Source organism: Methylobacterium sp. 190mf, assembly GCF_900107945.1.
Taxonomy (GTDB): Bacteria; Pseudomonadota; Alphaproteobacteria; order Rhizobiales; family Beijerinckiaceae; genus Methylobacterium.
Window position 1 is genome coordinate 303437 of record NZ_FNVI01000001.1, and the last position, 16439, is coordinate 319875.

General features: G+C 73.5%; 13 protein-coding genes. 3 read left to right on the top strand and 10 right to left on the bottom strand.

The window, feature by feature from the left end; translation table 11 throughout:
- Positions 1 to 10: 10 nt before the first annotated feature.
- The 3 genes from C4T42_RS01500 to argJ are packed head-to-tail and all read right to left on the bottom strand — an operon-like array spanning position 11 to position 2426.
- Positions 11 to 463, bottom strand: a complete 453-nt coding sequence (locus C4T42_RS01500) for a (deoxy)nucleoside triphosphate pyrophosphohydrolase (RefSeq protein WP_020090948.1) — start codon at positions 461 to 463, stop codon at positions 11 to 13.
- Positions 460 to 1179, bottom strand: a complete 720-nt coding sequence (locus tag C4T42_RS01505) for an SIMPL domain-containing protein (protein WP_020090947.1) — start codon at positions 1177 to 1179, stop codon at positions 460 to 462. Before C4T42_RS01505 ends, C4T42_RS01500 begins: the two co-directional genes overlap by 4 nt.
- The gene (argJ, locus tag C4T42_RS01510; protein WP_026604589.1) at positions 1176 to 2426 is read right to left on the bottom strand and encodes a bifunctional glutamate N-acetyltransferase/amino-acid acetyltransferase ArgJ; all 1251 of its coding nucleotides are present in this window, start codon (positions 2424 to 2426) and stop codon (positions 1176 to 1178) included. The genes C4T42_RS01505 and argJ overlap by 4 nt, the downstream gene beginning before the upstream one ends.
- 230 nt (positions 2427 to 2656) lie before the next feature.
- Between argJ and C4T42_RS01515 the strand changes: the two genes are divergently transcribed.
- The gene (locus C4T42_RS01515) at positions 2657 to 3091 is read left to right on the top strand and encodes a histidine kinase (RefSeq protein ID WP_020090945.1); all 435 of its coding nucleotides are present in this window, start codon (positions 2657 to 2659) and stop codon (positions 3089 to 3091) included.
- A 561-nt stretch (positions 3092 to 3652) separates the two neighbouring features.
- Positions 3653 to 5599 carry a methyl-accepting chemotaxis protein gene (locus C4T42_RS01520; RefSeq protein WP_103984696.1) on the top strand — a complete coding sequence of 649 codons (1947 nt, stop codon included), beginning with the start codon at positions 3653 to 3655 and terminating at the stop codon, positions 5597 to 5599.
- Positions 5600 to 5608: 9 nt separating this feature from the next.
- Here the strand turns inward: C4T42_RS01520 and C4T42_RS01525 are convergent, their stop codons facing one another.
- From C4T42_RS01525 to C4T42_RS01555, 7 genes are all read right to left on the bottom strand, one after another.
- The gene (locus tag C4T42_RS01525) at positions 5609 to 6472 is read right to left on the bottom strand and encodes a TetR/AcrR family transcriptional regulator (RefSeq protein WP_181049134.1); all 864 of its coding nucleotides are present in this window, start codon (positions 6470 to 6472) and stop codon (positions 5609 to 5611) included.
- A 129-nt stretch (positions 6473 to 6601) separates the two neighbouring features.
- On the bottom strand, positions 6602 to 7405 hold the full coding sequence (gene proC, locus C4T42_RS01530) for a pyrroline-5-carboxylate reductase (RefSeq protein WP_103984698.1): 804 nt from the start codon (positions 7403 to 7405) through the stop codon (positions 6602 to 6604).
- Positions 7406 to 7431: 26 nt separating this feature from the next.
- Positions 7432 to 7941 carry a YbjN domain-containing protein gene (locus tag C4T42_RS01535; RefSeq protein WP_020090942.1) on the bottom strand — a complete coding sequence of 170 codons (510 nt, stop codon included), beginning with the start codon at positions 7939 to 7941 and terminating at the stop codon, positions 7432 to 7434.
- A 290-nt stretch (positions 7942 to 8231) separates the two neighbouring features.
- A complete protein-coding gene (locus C4T42_RS01540; RefSeq protein ID WP_020090941.1) occupies positions 8232 to 8516 on the bottom strand; it encodes an accessory factor UbiK family protein in 285 nt (94 codons plus the stop codon).
- Between the two features lie 148 nt (positions 8517 to 8664).
- Positions 8665 to 8910, bottom strand: coding sequence for a hypothetical protein (locus tag C4T42_RS01545; protein ID WP_103984629.1), 246 nt, complete (start codon positions 8908 to 8910; stop codon positions 8665 to 8667).
- Between the two features lie 133 nt (positions 8911 to 9043).
- Positions 9044 to 9760 carry a PhoH family protein gene (locus tag C4T42_RS01550; protein WP_012321860.1) on the bottom strand — a complete coding sequence of 239 codons (717 nt, stop codon included), beginning with the start codon at positions 9758 to 9760 and terminating at the stop codon, positions 9044 to 9046.
- A 413-nt stretch (positions 9761 to 10173) separates the two neighbouring features.
- Positions 10174 to 12573 carry a UvrD-helicase domain-containing protein gene (locus tag C4T42_RS01555; RefSeq protein WP_103984699.1) on the bottom strand — a complete coding sequence of 800 codons (2400 nt, stop codon included), beginning with the start codon at positions 12571 to 12573 and terminating at the stop codon, positions 10174 to 10176.
- Positions 12574 to 12908: 335 nt separating this feature from the next.
- Between C4T42_RS01555 and C4T42_RS01560 the strand changes: the two genes are divergently transcribed.
- Positions 12909 to 16349: an AsmA-like C-terminal region-containing protein gene (locus C4T42_RS01560; RefSeq protein WP_020090938.1), complete on the top strand. Its 3441-nt coding sequence runs from the start codon at positions 12909 to 12911 to the stop codon at positions 16347 to 16349.
- Positions 16350 to 16439 lie beyond the last annotated feature (90 nt).

Genomic DNA, 16439 nt, shown 5'->3' on the forward strand with positions numbered 1-16439 from the left:
CGCGACGGGGTCAGGAATCCAGCAGGTCGATCAGGAACGGGATCAGCGGCGCGTCGGCGGGCGGCATCGCGAGGTCGCGCAGGGCCTTGGGGCGCACCCACTTGAGCGCCTGCCCCTCCATCGACCGCGGCGTCCCCGTCCAGCGCCGGCAGATGTAGAGCGGCATCAGCAGGTGGAAGTCCGGGTAGGCGTGGCTCGCGAAGGTCAGCGGCGCGAGGCAGGGCTCCTCGACCCGGATGCCGAGCTCCTCCGCCAGCTCGCGGATCAGCGTCTGCTCGGGGCGCTCGCCGGGCTCGACCTTGCCGCCTGGGAACTCCCACAGGCCGGCGAGCTGCTTGCCCGCCGGGCGCTCGCTCACGAGGACGCGGCCGTCGACGTCGACGAGGGCGACGGCGACCACGAGGAGCAGGCGCAGGGGCGCGGCAGCGGGGGCGCCGTCGGGGGCGTTCTCGGGCGCGCTCACTGCGCCACCGCGAAGGTGGCCGAGACCTCGGAGGACATCGGGATCGTGCCCGCCTCCAGCGGCACCCGCCGTCCTTTGGCCGCCATCGGCGCCGCCCGGGCCATCTCCAGCGCCGGGCGGTACGGCGTGCCGGCCGCGGCTGTGCTCAGCGTGCAGAGCGGGCCGAGCTTGGCGCCGACCGCCTCCGCGAGGGCCTCGGCGCGGCTCCGCGCGTCCCGGGTCGCCGCCACCTGGAGGGCCGCCTCGCTCTTGTCCGGGTCGCGCAGCCCGAAGCTCACGCCGTCGATTCGGTTCGCGCCGGATTCGAGGGCCTGCCGGAGCAGGTCGCCGAGGCGGTCCATGTCGGCGAGCCGGACGGTGACGAGGTTGCTGGCGCGGTAGCCGTCGGGCTCCTCGGTGACGGCGCCCCCCGGCCGGGCGACGGTGCGGGTCGCGGTCTGCAGGGTGACGGCGGCCGTGCCGAGATCGGCGGGCGGGACCCCGAGGGCGCGGGCCTGCGCCGAGACCCCGGCCACCGCCTTCGAGGCCGCGTCGAGGGCGGCCGCCGCACTCGCCCCACGCGCCTCGATCCCGACGGTCACCTCGGCGAAGTCCGGCGCCCGCGTCTCCGACGCGCGCCCGACGACGCTGATGTGGCGCTTGCACGCCGCGTCGTCGGCCCGCGCCGCGGTCGCCAGGCTCAGGACGAGGAGGGCGCCGGACAGGACCGCCCTCACGAGCGGTAATCCCCGTTGATCTCGACGTAGGCCTTGGTCAGGTCGCAGGTCCAGACGCGGGCCGTGCCGTCGCCCAGGCCGAGATCGACCCGGACCGTGATCTCCGGCGCGCGCATCACGGCGCTCGCCGCCGCCTCGCTGTAATCGGGGTCGCGGGCGCCCTGGACCGCCACCCGCACGTCGCCGAACCAGATCGCGAGCCGGTCGCGGTCGGCGGGCTCGCCGGCCTTGCCCACGGCCATCACCACACGGCCCCAGTTGGCGTCCTCGCCGGCCACCGCGGTCTTCACCAGTGGCGAGTTGGCGATCGACATCGCGATGCGGTGCGCGGAGGCGTCGCTCTCGGCGCCGGTGACCCGCACGGTGACGAACTTGCGCGCGCCCTCGCCGTCCTTGGCGACGAGCTGGGCCAACTCGACCAGCAGGTCGTCGAGCGCCTCCCGGAAGCCGGCGAGGCGCGGGTCGGCGGGATCGCTGATCGCCGGGTTGCCGGCCCTGGCGGTGGCGAACAGCATCAGCGTGTCGGAGGTGGAGGTGTCGCCGTCCACGGTCACGCAGTTGAAGCTCGTCTTCGTCCCGGCCGAGAGGAGCGCCTGCAGCACGTCCTGCGGCAGGGCCGCGTCGGTGAAGACGAAGGACAGCATCGTCGCCATGTCGGGGGCGATCATGCCGGCGCCCTTGGCGATGCCGTTGATCGTCACGCGCACGCCGTCGATCTCGGCCGTGCGCGTCGCGAGCTTCGGGAAGGTGTCGGTGGTCATGATCGCCCGGGCCGCCTCGGTCCAGGCGGCCGGCCCGTCCTCGGCGCGGGCCGCGCAGTCCGCCAGCACGCCCGCGAACCGCTCCGCCGGGAGCGGCTCGCCGATCACGCCGGTCGAGGCGACGTAGACCTCGCGCGCGCCGCAGCCCGCCGCCTCCGCGGCGATCTCGACGGTGCGCGCCACCGCGTCGCGCCCGAGCCGGCCCGTGAAGGCGTTGGCGTTGCCGGAATTGACCACGAGCGCCCGCGCCGACCCGTCGGCCAGGGCGTCGCGGCACCAATCCACCGGCGCCGAGGGACACTTCGACCGGGTGAACACCCCCGCTGCCCGGGTCCCGGCCTCCAGCGCCACGTAGAGCACGTCGGTGCGGCCGCTGTAGCGGATCCCCGCCTGGGCGGTCGCGATTCGCACGCCCGGCAGGGGCGGCAGATCGGGCATCGCGGTGGGCGCCAGCGGGGAGACGGGAGGGGCTTTCGCGGACGACATCGGCTCGGGCTCCGGCAGCGCGCGGCTCAGGTCCCGCGGCGGCCCGGTGTTGCCCGCGCGACCCCGCCGGCGTCAACTCCGTGCCCAGCCTATGATCAGGCCGCCGGAGTGCTTCGCCATTGTGCAACGGCGGCGCCGAATGCGGCGTGATGACGGCGCCGGGCTTGCGTGTGGATTGCATCCCAGCTTAGCATGCTGCATCGCAAAGCCAGCGCGAAGTCGAGTGCGGAATGCCCCCAGCCGACGACGAGACTGCCTCGAGCAGCCTTCCCCAGGGCAGCTGCTACCGGATCCAGGTTCTGGTCGTCGGCCGCCACAAGCGCTGGCGCGACGAGGTCTCGGCCCAGGTCCGGATGCTGGGCTACCAGGTCACCGCCTGCGACCGCGGCGTCGACGCCATGACGGTGCTGGCCCTGGGCCTGCCGGTGGACGTGCTGGTGGTCGATACCGCGCTCCAGGGCGGCCTGTGCTGCGCGCAGCTGGCCGTCGAGGCCCGGGCCCTGCGCCCGGCCCTGCGCATCATCCTCGCCAGCGACCCGGTCGACGCCATGGGGCCGGAGGCGTCGGTCCGCGTGCCCGACGCGCTGCTGGTCCCGCGCGACCAGTTCCAGAACGGGATGATCGCCACGACCATGCGCGAGGCGCTGGCGAGCCGCGCCGCCTGAACTCCGGCGCGAGGCCTGATCGACCCGGACGGCCCGCGAGCCGGGGGTCTGCGCGACCCGTCGATCGAATCGCGGCCGACGCGCTTCAGGCCGTCGCCATGTCTCCCCGAAGGTCGGGACTGTAGCGCGGGTCTTCCTGCCCGATGTCAGCAACGCGGGCCGGACCGTGCCGCAATGCAAGTGCATCGCCCGCGTGATCCAGCGCGAGCGTGTACCGCGCGAAGTCTCGACGCCGCTCGGCAGCGGACACGCGCAGGGCGAAGCTTCCGGGCGGACCGGGAGGCGCCGTCAGAACTGATCCATCGCGACGAGAACGCACCGATTGCCGTTTGCGCGCGCAGCCCGGCAGGTTTGGTCACCTCGAGCGCCCGAGATATCGGGTCTGTCTCTAAGTATTGTCGTCTATCATCTATAATACAAGTTGAACTTGATCGCGCGACACGATGTTGTCATGATCGTATCGTCTATCGTAAGGCCGAAAGTCTGGCCTCTTCTGTGGAAGATACGTCCGTGAGAACTGGGATACGCGCTCGTCTCTACGCGGGATTTGCGATGCTCGTCATGATCACGGGCATCATCGGCGCATTCGCGATCTACCAGCAGGCTGTCATCGGCGCGGACCACGCGCTTCAGGAGCGCGTGGAGCGGGGGGCGCAATCGGTCCTGATGATCGACGGTCACGCCGCACGCCTCGTCGGGACGGCCGAACGGTACCGGCTCCAGCCGGATCCCGACCTGATCGCCGCGATGGAGCAGGCCCGGCAGGCGATCGAGCAGACCTGCGACCGGTACTTCTCGCTGGCCATGACGGACGGGGGGCGGAAGCTCTACGACGACGTGCGGGAGGCCGCCCGCGCCATGAAGCCGGAGCTGGAACGCCTCGCGGCGTCGGGGGCGAGCCTGCGCGAGGCCAGGACGAAGCTCTACGAGACCGGCAACGCGCTCACCAACCTTCTCGCGAGCCTGCTCGCGGACGTGCGCGCCCGGGCCGGCGAGGCGATGCTCGCGCGGGTCGAGCACGTCGAGAACGCCGTCCTGCGGTCCCGCATCGCGTCGGCCCGCTTCGTGATCGGCCTGGACGCCCATGACCGCGACGCCTTCGAGCAGCGGGTCGAGCAGGCTCTTGCGGCCCTGGATGCGTTCAAGGACGCGCAGGGCGGCGCGGTCTTCGGGCAGCAGGTCAGGGCCGTCCGCGACGCGCTGATCGCCGCCGCGGCCGGCTTCCGCACGTACGATCGGGCGGTGGCGTCGGCGAAGGCGACGTTCGAGACCGGGATCAAGCCCCACGCCGACGCGATCGACCGGCTCGGCATCGCGCTGCGCGACCGGATCGTGGCCGCCGGCGAGACGATTTCCCGGGAGACCGCCCTGGCGGCGAGGCGGGCCCGGTACATCCTGATCGGCCTCGTCGCCGCGGCCCTGCTCCTCGGGGGCGTCCTGGCCTTCGTGCTGGCCCGCAGCGTCATCCGACCGGTCGCCGGCATGACGGAGGCGATGACGCGGCTGGCCGAGGGCGATCTTCACGTCGCGGTGCCGTACCGCGCGGCGACCGACGAGATGGGCGCGATGGCCAAGGCCGTCGACGTCTTCCGCCAGAACGCGGTCGCGCGGGCGGAGCTCGAGGCGGCGCAGGCCGCCGAGCGGGAGGCCCGCCTGCGCCGGGCCGAGCGGGTCGAGCAGCGCGTCCACGCCTTCCAGGCGAAGATCGCCGCCTCGCTCGACATCGTCACGGCGGCGACCAGCGAACTCGACGCGACCGCGCAGGCGATGACCCGGGTGGCCGACAACACCAACAGCCAGGCCGTGACGTCGAGTTCGGCCGCTGCCCAGACCTCGGCCAACGTCCAGACCGTCGCGGCCGCGGCCGAGGAGATGGTCTCCTCGCTCCAGGAGATCGAGCGGCAGGTCGTGCGCTCGAACGCGGTGGCCGGTCACGCCGCCCATGAGGCCGAGGCGACCAACGCCGCCATGGCGAGCCTGCACGCCGCCGCCGAGCAGATTGGGGCCGCCGTGATGATGATCTCCGGCATCGCGAACCAGACCAACCTGCTCGCCCTCAACGCCACCATCGAAGCGGCGCGGGCCGGCGAGGCGGGACGCGGCTTCGCCGTCGTGGCCTCCGAAGTGAAGGAGCTCGCCGCCCAGACGGCGCGGGCGACCGAGGAGATCGGCGGCCAGATCGCCGCGATCCAGGCGGCCTCCGGGCAGGCCGCGGAGGCGATGGCGCAGATCGCCCGCACGATCGCCTCCGTGAACGAGATCAGCGGCGCCATCGCGGCGACGGTGGTGCAGCAGACGGCGGCCACCGGCGAGATCTCGCGCAATGCCGGCGAAGCGGCGCGGGGGACGGAGGGCGTCTCGGCCAACGTGGCGCGCGTGCTGGCCGCCGCCCGGGAGGCCGGGAGCGCCGCCGCGCAGGTTCAGAGCGCGGCGGCCGAACTGGCGACGCAGTCCCTGACGGTCAAGCGCGAGGTCGACAGCTTCCTCAGCGACATCCAGGCCGCGTGAGCGACCGGGCTAGATGGCGGCAGCGGAGTCGCTCTCGTCACCGTCGCCGTCGCGGCTCCGCCGGTCGCGCGGCCGCCGGTCCAGGAACGAGCGGCCGATGGCGCGCAGGGGCGCCGTCAGGCGGCGAACGTCCTCGGCCCGCTCCATGATGCGCTCGCCGTTGCGGATCTCCTTGTCGAGCCGCGCCATCGTCCGGGCGAGCGCCGGATCGTCGTCGTCCAGCCAGACCTGGGTCACGCGGGCGAAGGCGATGACCACGCCCTGCAGCTTGAGCTGCCCGAGCGACCCCTCGGTGTCGATCCCGGCCGCCGCCAGCATGTAGCGGTGCGAGTTCAGCATCACGCCGTTCAGCGCCAGCATCGAGAGCGGCTCGCCCCGGAGCGCGTAGGCGATCCGGCGCAGCGCCGGCTTGTAGGGCTCCATGGCGTCGAGGCGGCGCATCAGCACGTCGAACAGCCGCTCGCGGGTCGGCTCCTCCTCGAGACCCGTGAGATCGCCCTCCAGAACCTTGCGGTCGATGATGCGTGTCAGCCCGCCGAGGACCGCCCCCTTCGACGGGAACAGGTCGCGCAACTCGGCGAGCGTCAGGCCCGCCTCCCGGGCGATGTCGCTGACCTCGATGTCGTTCCAGGGCTGCTCGGCGGCGAGGCGCATCAGGGCCTCGACGGCGGCCTCCCGGGGCGACAGCTTCGGCGCCCCGCCCTGCACCCCCGAATCGGCTGTCCCGGTCTGGCCGCTCCCCCCCGCCCCGCTCTCCTGCGCGACGCTCGCGTGGGCAGCGCTCTCTCGGGCAGCGCCTTCCTGCGCGTCGCCCGCCTTGGCGGGGCTCGCGGCCTTGCGGGGCCGCTTCGAGGGGGCTTTGCTGTCGGTCATGGATCGGTCGCCCGGTCTGATCGGTCGTGTGGCCTCATGTAGGCGGGCGGGCCGCGAAGGGCAGGTCCGTCGCGCGGCCATGCCGCACGGACGCCGCCCGATGTCAGCCCTTGATGCCAACGCCCGATGTCAGCCGGACAGTTCCCCCGCCCGCCGACGGGCCGCGGCCACGGCCTCGCGCATCAGCGCGCTGAGGCCGTCCTCCCGCATCAGCACGTCGAGGGCCGCCGCGGTGGTGCCGCCGGGCGACGTGACGTTGCGGCGCAACTCCGCCGCCTCGGCCGGGCTGGCATCGAGGAGCGCGCCGGCTCCCGCCACGGTCGCCCGGGCGAGGCGGCGGGCGACGTCGGGCTCCAGGCCGGCCGCGATGCCGGCCTCCGCCAGGGTCTCGGCCAGGAGGAAGACGTAGGCCGGTCCGGAGCCCGAGACCGCCGTCACGGCGTCGATCTGCGCCTCGTCGGCGAGCCACGCCACGGCGCCGTTGGCCGCGAACAGGGCCTCGGCGGCCGCCCGCTGCGCGGGGGTGACCTCCGAGCTCGCACAGGCACCGGTGGCGCCCCGGCCGATGCTCGCCGGCAGGTTGGGCATCGCCCGGACGATCGCCCGCGCCCGCGGCAGCCGGCCGCGGAGATCCGCGACGGTCTTGCCCGCCAGGATCGAGACGAGGAGCGTGTCGCGGCCGATGAGCCGATCGAGCCCGGGGGCCGCCGTGTCCAGGCCCTGAGGCTTGATCCCGAGGACCAGAACGTCGCCGGGCTCGGGATCGGACGGGTTCAGGGCGATGCCCCGCTCGGCGCAGAGATCCACGATCGGGCGCACGGGCACCGGGTCGATGATGGTGGTGCGGCGGGGATCGAGGCCCGCCTTTAGCCAGCCCGCCAGCATCGCGCCGCCCATCTTGCCGGCCCCGGCCAGGACCAGGGAGGCGGGCATCCGCGCCGTGGAGGCGCCGGGGGCGGTCACGCCTCGCCTTCGGTCTCGAACAGGACGGCGTCGAGGGCCTCGCGGGCGCTCTTGCCGGCCCAGAGGACGAACTGGAACGCCTGGAAGTAGCGCTCGCAGGCGTCGACCGCCGTCTTCATCATCGTGGCGCATTGCGGGTGGGTCGGGACGGCGCCGCCGGTCAGCAGGAGCGCGTGCCGGAACATCACCACGCTGTCGGTCGTCCAGAGGTCGAAATGGCCGACCCAGAGCTGCTCGTTGATCAGCGCGATCAGGCGCATCACCTCGGTGCGCTGCCGCTCCGGCACCTTGAGGTCGAAGGCGCAGGCGACGTGGAGCGCCTCGACGTCCTCGATCCACGTGAAGGCGACGTTGTAGTCGGTCCAGCGACCGGGGCTCGTGACCGACATCTCGTCGGTCTCGGCCCGGTCGAAGATCCAGTCGCGCAGGGAGGCCAGCCGCTCGACGACGTCGAGCGGATGCTCGTTCCGGTCCGGGTCGTGGAAGTCGACGTTGAGAAGCGGCATGACGATCCAAAAGGACGACCCGGACGAGATCCGGCCCGACGTGGCGGTGACGCGAAACCGGAGCGCGAGAACACTCCGAGAACTGGAACGACCGGCAGATCTAGGCCGGCGGTGACGCGATCGACTGTCGAAGCTCTGCGGACATCGCCCCGCAGCCCCCGAATCACCCTATGCCCGACTATAGACCGGCCGTGACTCGCGACACAAAGTGCAGGTCACATTCAGTGAACAGGAAACCGGATCGTCGACGCCGCTTCCTGTGTAAAAGCCCGCGGCGTTGCCGCGGCGACTCAGACCACCTCGCTCAGGCCCGCGGCGCCCGCTCCGGCGCTCCCGGATCGCGCCTCCAGGGCCGCCACGCGGGCCGTCAGGGCCTCGTTCTGCGCCTGGAGCTGGGTCACGAGGTCGCGGAGCACGTCGAGCTCTTCGCGGGAGGCGATGTCGAGGTCGCGGACGACGCGCTCGAGCTGCGCCCGGACCACGGTCTCGGCCTCGCGGCGGACGCCCTGGGCGGCGCCGGCGGCGTCCGTCATGAGGCGGGCGAGGTCGTCGAACAGTCGATTTGAGGGGGGCATCGGGGTCTCCCGGATCGGCCGGCTGCCGCAGCGGCCGCCTGACGGCGCGATTCGAGACGACGAGATAGGAATCTTCGGAACGGGGAGCAACGCCCGGTTCCGGCCGGGCGAGCGGAGCGGGGCCGGAAGACCCCACTCCGCCGTTCAATCACATGCGATGCATGCGGCGGTGCATGCGGTGATGCATCATCCGGCGCTCCATGCGGCGGTGCATCATGCGCCGCTCCATGCGGCGATGCATCATGCGCCGCTCCATGGGAGTCATCCGGGCATGCGTCACCGCGTCGGGCGCCGACACGGCGCCGGGCATCGCGGGCGCGGCCGAGGCCGGCTGGACGAGGGCGGCGCCGCCGAGCGAGGCCAGCACGGCGAAGGCGAAGGTCAGTTTCCTCACGAGGAGACTCCAGTTCTCTGAAGGCCGGGCTCGGCGCCCGGTTCATCCTCCCGAATGGGAGGTGCGGAGAGTCGTCTCGTGCCGGGGGACGGCACGGCGGGTCTGCGAGGACCCGCCGCCATCAACTTCCGATTTAGAGATTCGTTTCCTCGAACGCCTTCACCCACTCGGCGCAGATGCCGGAGCGGACGATGTCGTTGCGGGTGAACTCCACCACTGGGATCGGCATCATCCGGCTCTTGACCATGTGCATGACGGTCCGCAGGCCCGAGGTCTCGCGGAGATCCGTCTGCGAGACGTCGCCGTTGATGATGACCTGGCAATCGTCGCCGATGCGGGTCAGGAACATCTTGATCTCGTTGATCGTGGTGTTCTGCGCCTCGTCGAGGATCACGAGGCAGTTCTTGAAGGTCCGGCCGCGCATCACCTCGAAGGGGACGATCTCGATGTCGCCGGTCTTCAGAGCGATCTCGAAGGCGGCGGCGCCCATGCGCTCCTTCATGGCCTCGGTGAGCGGGGCGACCCAGGGGGCGATCTTCTCTTCCAGGGTGCCGGGGAAGTAGCCCAGCGACCGGCCCGAGGGCACGTTCGGGCGGGTGATGACCACCTTGGCGATGCGGCGCTGGCGGAGCTGGTCCGCCGCGCGGGTGCCGGCGATGAAGGTCTTGCCGGTGCCGGCGGGCCCCAGGACGATGACCTGCGGCGAGCGGGCGAGGGCGTCGAGGTACTCGGCTTGGCGTTCGGTGAGCGGCTGGATGGGAGCGAGATTGCGTTCTTCGTCGAAGCGTGTGCGATGAATGCGGGACGTGCGGTCTTCAACCAGTTCAAGTCGTGCGCGGCGTCTCTTCATGGATGTACACTCCAACGGGACTTGCCAACCTGGATCTGTCTCTGAACTGCCGTTTACCTGCTTGCTCCCGGTTCTACTCGCTTGCGGAACTTAATACCGGCCCACGGCCGAAGGTTCCGCCCCGCGCTCGTCCGCCTGTGGAGAGCGTCACGACGTTCCGTGCGCGGCCGAATACGCGATGCAACTGGCGCACCAGTGCGATTCGCGCCCGACGATTGCGCGCCGGGTGTGACTAAGGGGTGACGGTCGGTGGCGAGGCTTCGAAAAAGCCGCGCGGCTGGCGCGGATGCATCAGGTTCGGGACGGTGGTGTCGCGGTAACGCGGCATCCGGCACGGTCGCGATCCTCCCCGCCCGCGCGGGCGAAGCCGGCCGACCCTGCCGCCCTGACACGTCCGGGCTTGGTCGGCGGGACTAGCTCGATCCGGCCTGGACGAAGCTGTCGAGGACCATCTTCCGGCCGGCCTTGTCGAAGTCAACGGTCAGCTTGTTGCCGTCGACCGCCGCGACCGTTCCGGGGCCGAACTTGGTGTGGAAGACCCGCTGGCCGCCCTGGAAGGCCGAGGGCGCACCCGTCGACTTGGCGATCAGCTCGCCCTCGATCTGGCGGGGACCGCCGGACTGGCCCCCGGACCGGCCCCCAGGGCCCGCCGAGCGGAAGCCGCCTCCGGACCCCGATCCGAACCCGGACCGGCCGCCCGGCGCGGTGTTGGCCTGCGCGCGCTGCCAGCCCGGCGTGCCGTAGCTCGATCCGAACGGCGTCGGGTTGCGGTCGAACCGCGAGGCGCCGGCGGAGAAGTGCGCCGGGGCTTCGACCACGTCGACCGCCGTCTCGGGCAACTCGTCGATGAACCGGGACGGGATGGTCGAGGACCAGAGGCCGTGGATGCGCCGGTTGACCGCGAAGGACAGCTTCGCGCGCTTGCGCGCCCGGGTCAGCCCGACATGGGCGAGGCGCCGCTCCTCCTCCAGGCCCGCCCGGCCGCTCTCGTCGAGCGCGCGCTGGTTCGGGAACAGGCCGTCCTCCCAGCCGGGGAGGAACACGGTGTCGAACTCGAGCCCCTTGGCGGCGTGGAGCGTCATCAGCGAGACCCGCTCGGCGCCCTCCGCCTCCGAGGCCTCCATCACCAGGGAGACGTGCTCCAGGAAGGCCGCGAGGTCGGGGAACTCCTCCATGGAGCGGACGAATTCCTTCAGGTTCTCCAGCCGGCCGGCGGCGTCGGCGGAGCGGTCCTTCTGCCACATCTCAGTGTAGCCGGACTCCTCAAGGATGGTCTGCGCGACCTCGCTGTGCGGCTGCGTCTCCGCGAGCCGCGCCCATCGCGAGAAACTCTCGGTCAGCGCCCGCAGGGTCGAGCGGACCCGGGGCTTCAGCTCGTCGGTCTCGCACAGGCGCGCGGCGGCGATGCGCAGAGGCAGCCGGTTGGCGCGGCCGTAGGTGTGGAGCTGCTGCAGGGTGGCGTCGCCCAGGCCGCGCTTGGGCGTGTTCACGATCCGCTCGAAGGCGAGGTCGTCGCTGACGTTCACGGTGGCGCGCAGGTAGGCCAGCGCGTCGCGGATCTCGGCGCGCTCGTAGAAACGCGGGCCGCCGATGACCCGGTAGGGCAGCCCGAGCTGGACGAACCGGTCCTCGATCTCGCGCATCTGCGCCGAGATCCGCACCAGCACGGCGATCTCCGACAGGGGATGCTGCTTCGACTGGAGGGACTCGATCGACTCGGCGAGCATCCGCGCCTCCTCCTCGGAATCCCACGCGCCCGTCACGGTGACGCGCTCGCCCGGCTCGTCGTCGGTGCGCAGAGTCTTGCCGAGGCGGCTCTCGTTCCTGGCGATCAGCCCGGAGGCGGCGGCCAGGATGTGGCCCGTGGAGCGGTAGTTGCGCTCCAGGCGCACCACCACCGCGCCCGGGAAGTCGTGCTCGAAGCGCAGGATGTTGTCGACCTCGGCCCCGCGCCAGCCGTAGATCGACTGGTCGTCGTCGCCGACGCAGGCGATGTTCTTCCGGGACTGCGCCAGGAGGCGCAGCCACAGGTACTGGGCGACGTTGGTGTCCTGGTACTCGTCGACCAGGATGTAGCGGAACCGGTCCTGGTAATTGGCCAGGACGTCGGGGTTCTCCCGCCAGAGCTTGAGGCAGAGCAGCAGGAGATCGCCGAAATCGACGGCGTTCAGCGTCGCCAGCCGGGCCTGGTAGGCGGTGTAGAGGGCGCCGCCCTTGCCGAACGCGAAGGCCGAGGCCTCGCCCGGGGGCACCTGCTCGGGGCCGAGGCCGCGGTTCTTCCAGCCGTCGATGGCGTGGGACAGGGCCCGGGCCGGCCAGCGCTTCTCGTCGACGTTCTGGTCGGCGATGACCTGCTTCATCAGCCGGAGCTGGTCGTCGGTGCCGAGGATGGTGAAGTCGGATTTCAGCCCGACCAGCTCGGCGTGGCGGCGCAGGATCTTGGTGCCGATGGCGTGGAAGGTGCCGAGCCACGGCATGCCCTCTCCGGCCGGCCCGATCAGCGCGCCGATCCGGTGCTTCATCTCCCGGGCGGCCTTGTTGGTGAAGGTCACCGCCAGGATGTCGAAGGGGCGCGCCCGGTTGGTGGCGATCAGGTGGGCGATGCGGGTGGTCAGCACCCGGGTCTTGCCGGTGCCGGCGCCGGCCAGCACCAGGACCGGGCCCTCCGTGGTCTCGACGGCGCGGCGCTGCTCGGGGTTGAGCCCCTCGAGGTAGCCGGCCGCGTCGCGCCGGAGGGCGCCCATGGCGCGGGCGGCGATGGACGTGGCGGGCGCGCCGTCCCCGGTGGGTTGCGGATGCGGGCGGTTCTGCATCCCGCTTCCCTGGACCAAATCGCGAACGGCGTCGAGGCCGTTCGCGCCGCGGCGGGGGCGCGGAGCCATGAAGCGCGGCTGTCCGCGCCGGGGTGATCCGCGTCCTTCGGGCTGGTCGCGTTCCGCGGCCGATCGCGCGATCCATAGGCCGCGGGCCCGGGATGCCCGAGGAACCTCGCGCGTGCCCCGACCGCCGCTCGGGACCGTGGCATCGCCGCTGGCGCCCCCGGCGGCTTATCGTGCTATGGCCGTGGCGACTGACTCGCGGGGGCACGCGGGGCACGGCGGCCCGGTGAGGTCGCGGCCTCGCGCAGAGATGGTGCGGAACGGGACCATTGCGTGATCTTCTGACCGCGCTGGCGTGCGCCGTCATCCTGGTTCTCGTGGCGGCGCTCGCGGTCCCGCCCTTCGTCGACTGGCAGGCCCATCGCGGGCTCGTCGAGCGGGCGCTCGCCCGGTCCCTGGGCGTTCCGGTCCGGACCGACGGCCGGATCGAGGTCCGCCTGCTGCCGTCGCCGCGGCTGCGCGTCGACCGCCTCCACCTCGGCGCCGATCCGGACCGCCCCAGCCTCGATGCCCGGTTCGTCAAGGCCGAGATCGCCCTGGCGCCGCTCCTCAAGGGCGAGTTCCGCTTCACCGAGACCCGGATCGGCCGGGCCGAGATCAAGCTCCCGGTCGCCGGCCCGGACACGCTGAAGCTGCCGCCCGATTTCGGCGGGGCCCTGCGCGACCGCGACCTCGCCATCGAGAACCTGCACATCCAGCAGTTCCTCGTCACCACGCAGGTCCCCGCCACCGGGCGGACCGACCAGCTCTACGTCCAGGACCTGCGCCTGCAGGCGCCGGCCCTGGTCGGGCCCTGGCGGATCGAGGGGACGAGCGGCGGCGTCCCGTTCCGGGCGGTCAGCGGCACGCCGGGACCGGACGGGCGCCTCGCCGCCAAGATCTCCGGCGGCGGCGACGCGACGCCGCGCTTCGAGGCGGACGCGCGGTTCGGCCTCGTCCCCGCCGAATCCGGCGGCGCCCAGGTCGAGGCCGAGGGCTCCGCCCGCCTCGTCGTCGGGCCGCCGACCCAGGCGGCCGGCGCCTACCTGCCGTTCTCGCTGGCCGGCACCTTCAAGGCCCGGGGCACGCAGGTGCGCTTCGAGGCCGTCGACCTCGCCATCGACCCCGGCGGCCGGGCCCTGCGGCTCGGCGGCACCGGACGGCTCGACCTGCGCCAGTGGCGCGCCGGCCTGACCCTGGACGCCCGCCGCCTCGACCTCGACGCCTTCCTGGCCTCGGCGGAGGGGCAGAACCTGATCGCCCGCGGCCTGCCGCGCTCGACGGGCAGCCTGCCGGCGATGCTCGACCTCGACCTCACGGTGGGCAGCGCCGTGCTGGGCGGCGAGGAATGGTCGAACCTCGCCCTCACCGGCACCCTGGAGCGGGCCGGCGGCCTGCTGCTGCGCCGCTTCGCGGTGACCGGCCCGGCCGAGTCCACCGTCACGGCGAGCGGGCAGGTCGAGACGGCGCCGCTGCGCTTCTCCGGCCCGGTGGCGCTCGCCGCCCCCGACTCGGAGGCGCTCGGCCGCTACCTGCGCCGCCTCGGCGCCGAGGGGCCGCTCGTCGCGCTCCTCGACGGGCGGAAGATCGAGGCCGCCGCCGACCTGTCGGCCGCCGGGACCGGCCTATCCCTGCGCAACATGCGCCTCGGCCTCGGGCCGGCGCGGATCACCGGGAACGCCCGCTACACCGCCGCCGAGGGCGCCGAGCGCGGGCGGTTCGAGGCCCAGATCCGCGCCACCGGCCTCGACATCGCCGGCCTGCCGCCCCTCGGGACGACCCTCGGCACCCTGCGCGACACCGACCTCGCCCTGACGCTCGAGGCGAAGGACGTCCGGTTCGGCACCGCGGGCTCCGGTACCGGCACGATCGCGGCGCGGATCCAGTCGGACGGCGCCGGCCTGGCGGTCGACAGCCTCGACGTCACCGACCTCGCCGGCGCCAGCGCCCGGCTGTCCGGGCAGATCGGCGCGGACGGGACCGGCCGCGTCTCCGGGCGCCTCAAGGCGCCGGCGGCGGCGCCGCTGCTTGGCCTGCTCGAGCGGGTCTGGGTGGGCGAGATCCGCCTGCTGCCCGCCTTCCTGCGGGACGCGCCCCTCGACCTCGCCGTCACCCTCGACCGGGAGGGCGGCGCGGCCGCGGCCCTGCGGACCCAGGCCCGGGGCAGCGCCGGCGGCGGCACCCTCGACCTGACGCTCGCGAGCCGTGGCACGCGGATCGAGGGCGGCACCGCCACCCTCACGGCGCCGCGGGCCGGACCGTGGTTCGGCCGCGCCGACCTCGCCGGCCTGCAGCAACCTGCCGAGCTTCGGCTGACCGCCGAGCGGCCGGACGGCCAGTCCCTTGCCCTGACGGCGAGCGGCACGGTCGCGGGCCTGCGCCTCGCCACGGGCCGCCCGATCCTGGTCGGTCCCGACTTCGTCCCCACCGGCGGCACGCTCCGCGGCGAGACGGCCGATCTGGCGCCGTTCCTGACGCTGGCCGGCGCCGCGACCCTGGCACCGGGCGCGTGGCCGGCCGACCTCACCGTCACGCTGTCGCGGCAGCAGGGCGAGGCCGCCGCCGCGCTCGCCGGCACGGTCGCGGGCGCGGGGGTGAACGGGACGCTGCTGCGGTCGGCAGGCGGTGCCCTGCACGGCCGCCTCGCCCTCGACCGGCTGTCGATCCCGCAGCTCGCGGCCGCCCTGGTGATCCCGCCGGGGGCGAACGGCGCGTTCGGCCCGCCGACCGCCCACCCGGCCCTGTCGCTCGACGCCCGCGTGGCCAGCCTGGATCTCGGCCGCGGCCTCGTCGCCACCGACGCGACCGCTGCCCTCGGCCTCGCCGACGCGGGCCTGACCCTGCGCGACCTGACCGGCAAGCTCGCCGGCGGCCGCCTCGCGGGCTCGGTGACGATCGCCCGGCTCGGGGCCGGCGCCTCGGTCTCGGGCTCGGGCAGCCTCGACGGCGCGGCGCTCCCCACCCTGGCCGGCGGCCCGTTCGGCGGCCGCCTGAGTGCCGACCTGCGCTTCGCCGCCACGGCCGAGACCCTGCCGGGCCTCGCCGACAGCCTCTCGGGCAGCGGCGCGCTCACCCTGACGGACCTGAGCCTGCCCGCGGCCGATCCCGCGGCGCTCGGCCGCGCTCTCGCCCGCGCGGCCGAGATGGACGACCCGCTCCGCGAGGGCCGGCTCCAGGCGCTCGTCACCGAGGAACTCGCCCGGGGCGGCGCGCAGGCGCGCGGATCCGCCCGGGCCGCCGCCACGATCGTGGGGGGCGTGCTGCGGGCCGGGCCGTTCGACCTCGATCTCGGGCCGGCCCGCTGGGTCGGCACCGTCGGCTACGACCTGCGCGCCGGGCGCCTCGACGCCCGCGGCACGCTCGCGGGCGGCCCGGTGCCCCGCGGCTGGAATGCCGGGCCGCCCGCGGTCCAGTTCGGCCTGACCGGGCCGCTCGGCGCGCCCGAGCGGGTGCTCGACGTCGGCACCCTGTCGAACGGCCTCGCGGCCTTCGTGCTGCAGCGCGAGCTGGAGACGATCGAGCTGACCGAGGCCGACCAGGTGGAGCGGCAGCGCCGCCGCGCCCGGATCGAGATGGATCGGGCCCGCGCGGCGGCCCTCAAGGCCGCGGCCGAGAAGGCCGCTGCGGACAGGACTGCCGCCGACAAGGCCGCCGAGGAGGCGGCGAGGCGGCCGCGCAACCCGGAGGAGGGTGCTGCCCAGCCACCGGCGCCGGCCGAGGCCCGGCCGTGAGGCCGGCCGCGTCCTGAGGGCGGGGGTGGGGCTGGCCAGCGTGACGGCCTCAGGCGCAGCACCCCTTGGAGCGCCGCGCCCGCACGGGCG

Bases quoted from the DNA above. Each gene is read 5' to 3' on its own strand.
- argJ (WP_026604589.1), bottom strand. From the start codon at position 2,426: ATGTCGTCCGCGAAAGCCCCTCCCGTCTCCCCGCTGGCGCCCACCGCG.
- C4T42_RS01515 (WP_020090945.1), top strand. From the start codon at position 2,657: ATGCCCCCAGCCGACGACGAGACTGCCTCGAGCAGCCTTCCCCAGGGC.
- C4T42_RS01520 (WP_103984696.1), top strand. From the start codon at position 3,653: ATGATCACGGGCATCATCGGCGCATTCGCGATCTACCAGCAGGCTGTC.
- C4T42_RS01525 (WP_181049134.1), bottom strand. From the start codon at position 6,472: ATGACCGACAGCAAAGCCCCCTCGAAGCGGCCCCGCAAGGCCGCGAGC.
- proC (WP_103984698.1), bottom strand. From the start codon at position 7,405: ATGCCCGCCTCCCTGGTCCTGGCCGGGGCCGGCAAGATGGGCGGCGCG.
- C4T42_RS01535 (WP_020090942.1), bottom strand. From the start codon at position 7,941: ATGCCGCTTCTCAACGTCGACTTCCACGACCCGGACCGGAACGAGCAT.
- C4T42_RS01540 (WP_020090941.1), bottom strand. From the start codon at position 8,516: ATGCCCCCCTCAAATCGACTGTTCGACGACCTCGCCCGCCTCATGACG.
- C4T42_RS01550 (WP_012321860.1), bottom strand. From the start codon at position 9,760: ATGAAGAGACGCCGCGCACGACTTGAACTGGTTGAAGACCGCACGTCC.
- C4T42_RS01555 (WP_103984699.1), bottom strand. From the start codon at position 12,573: ATGCAGAACCGCCCGCATCCGCAACCCACCGGGGACGGCGCGCCCGCC.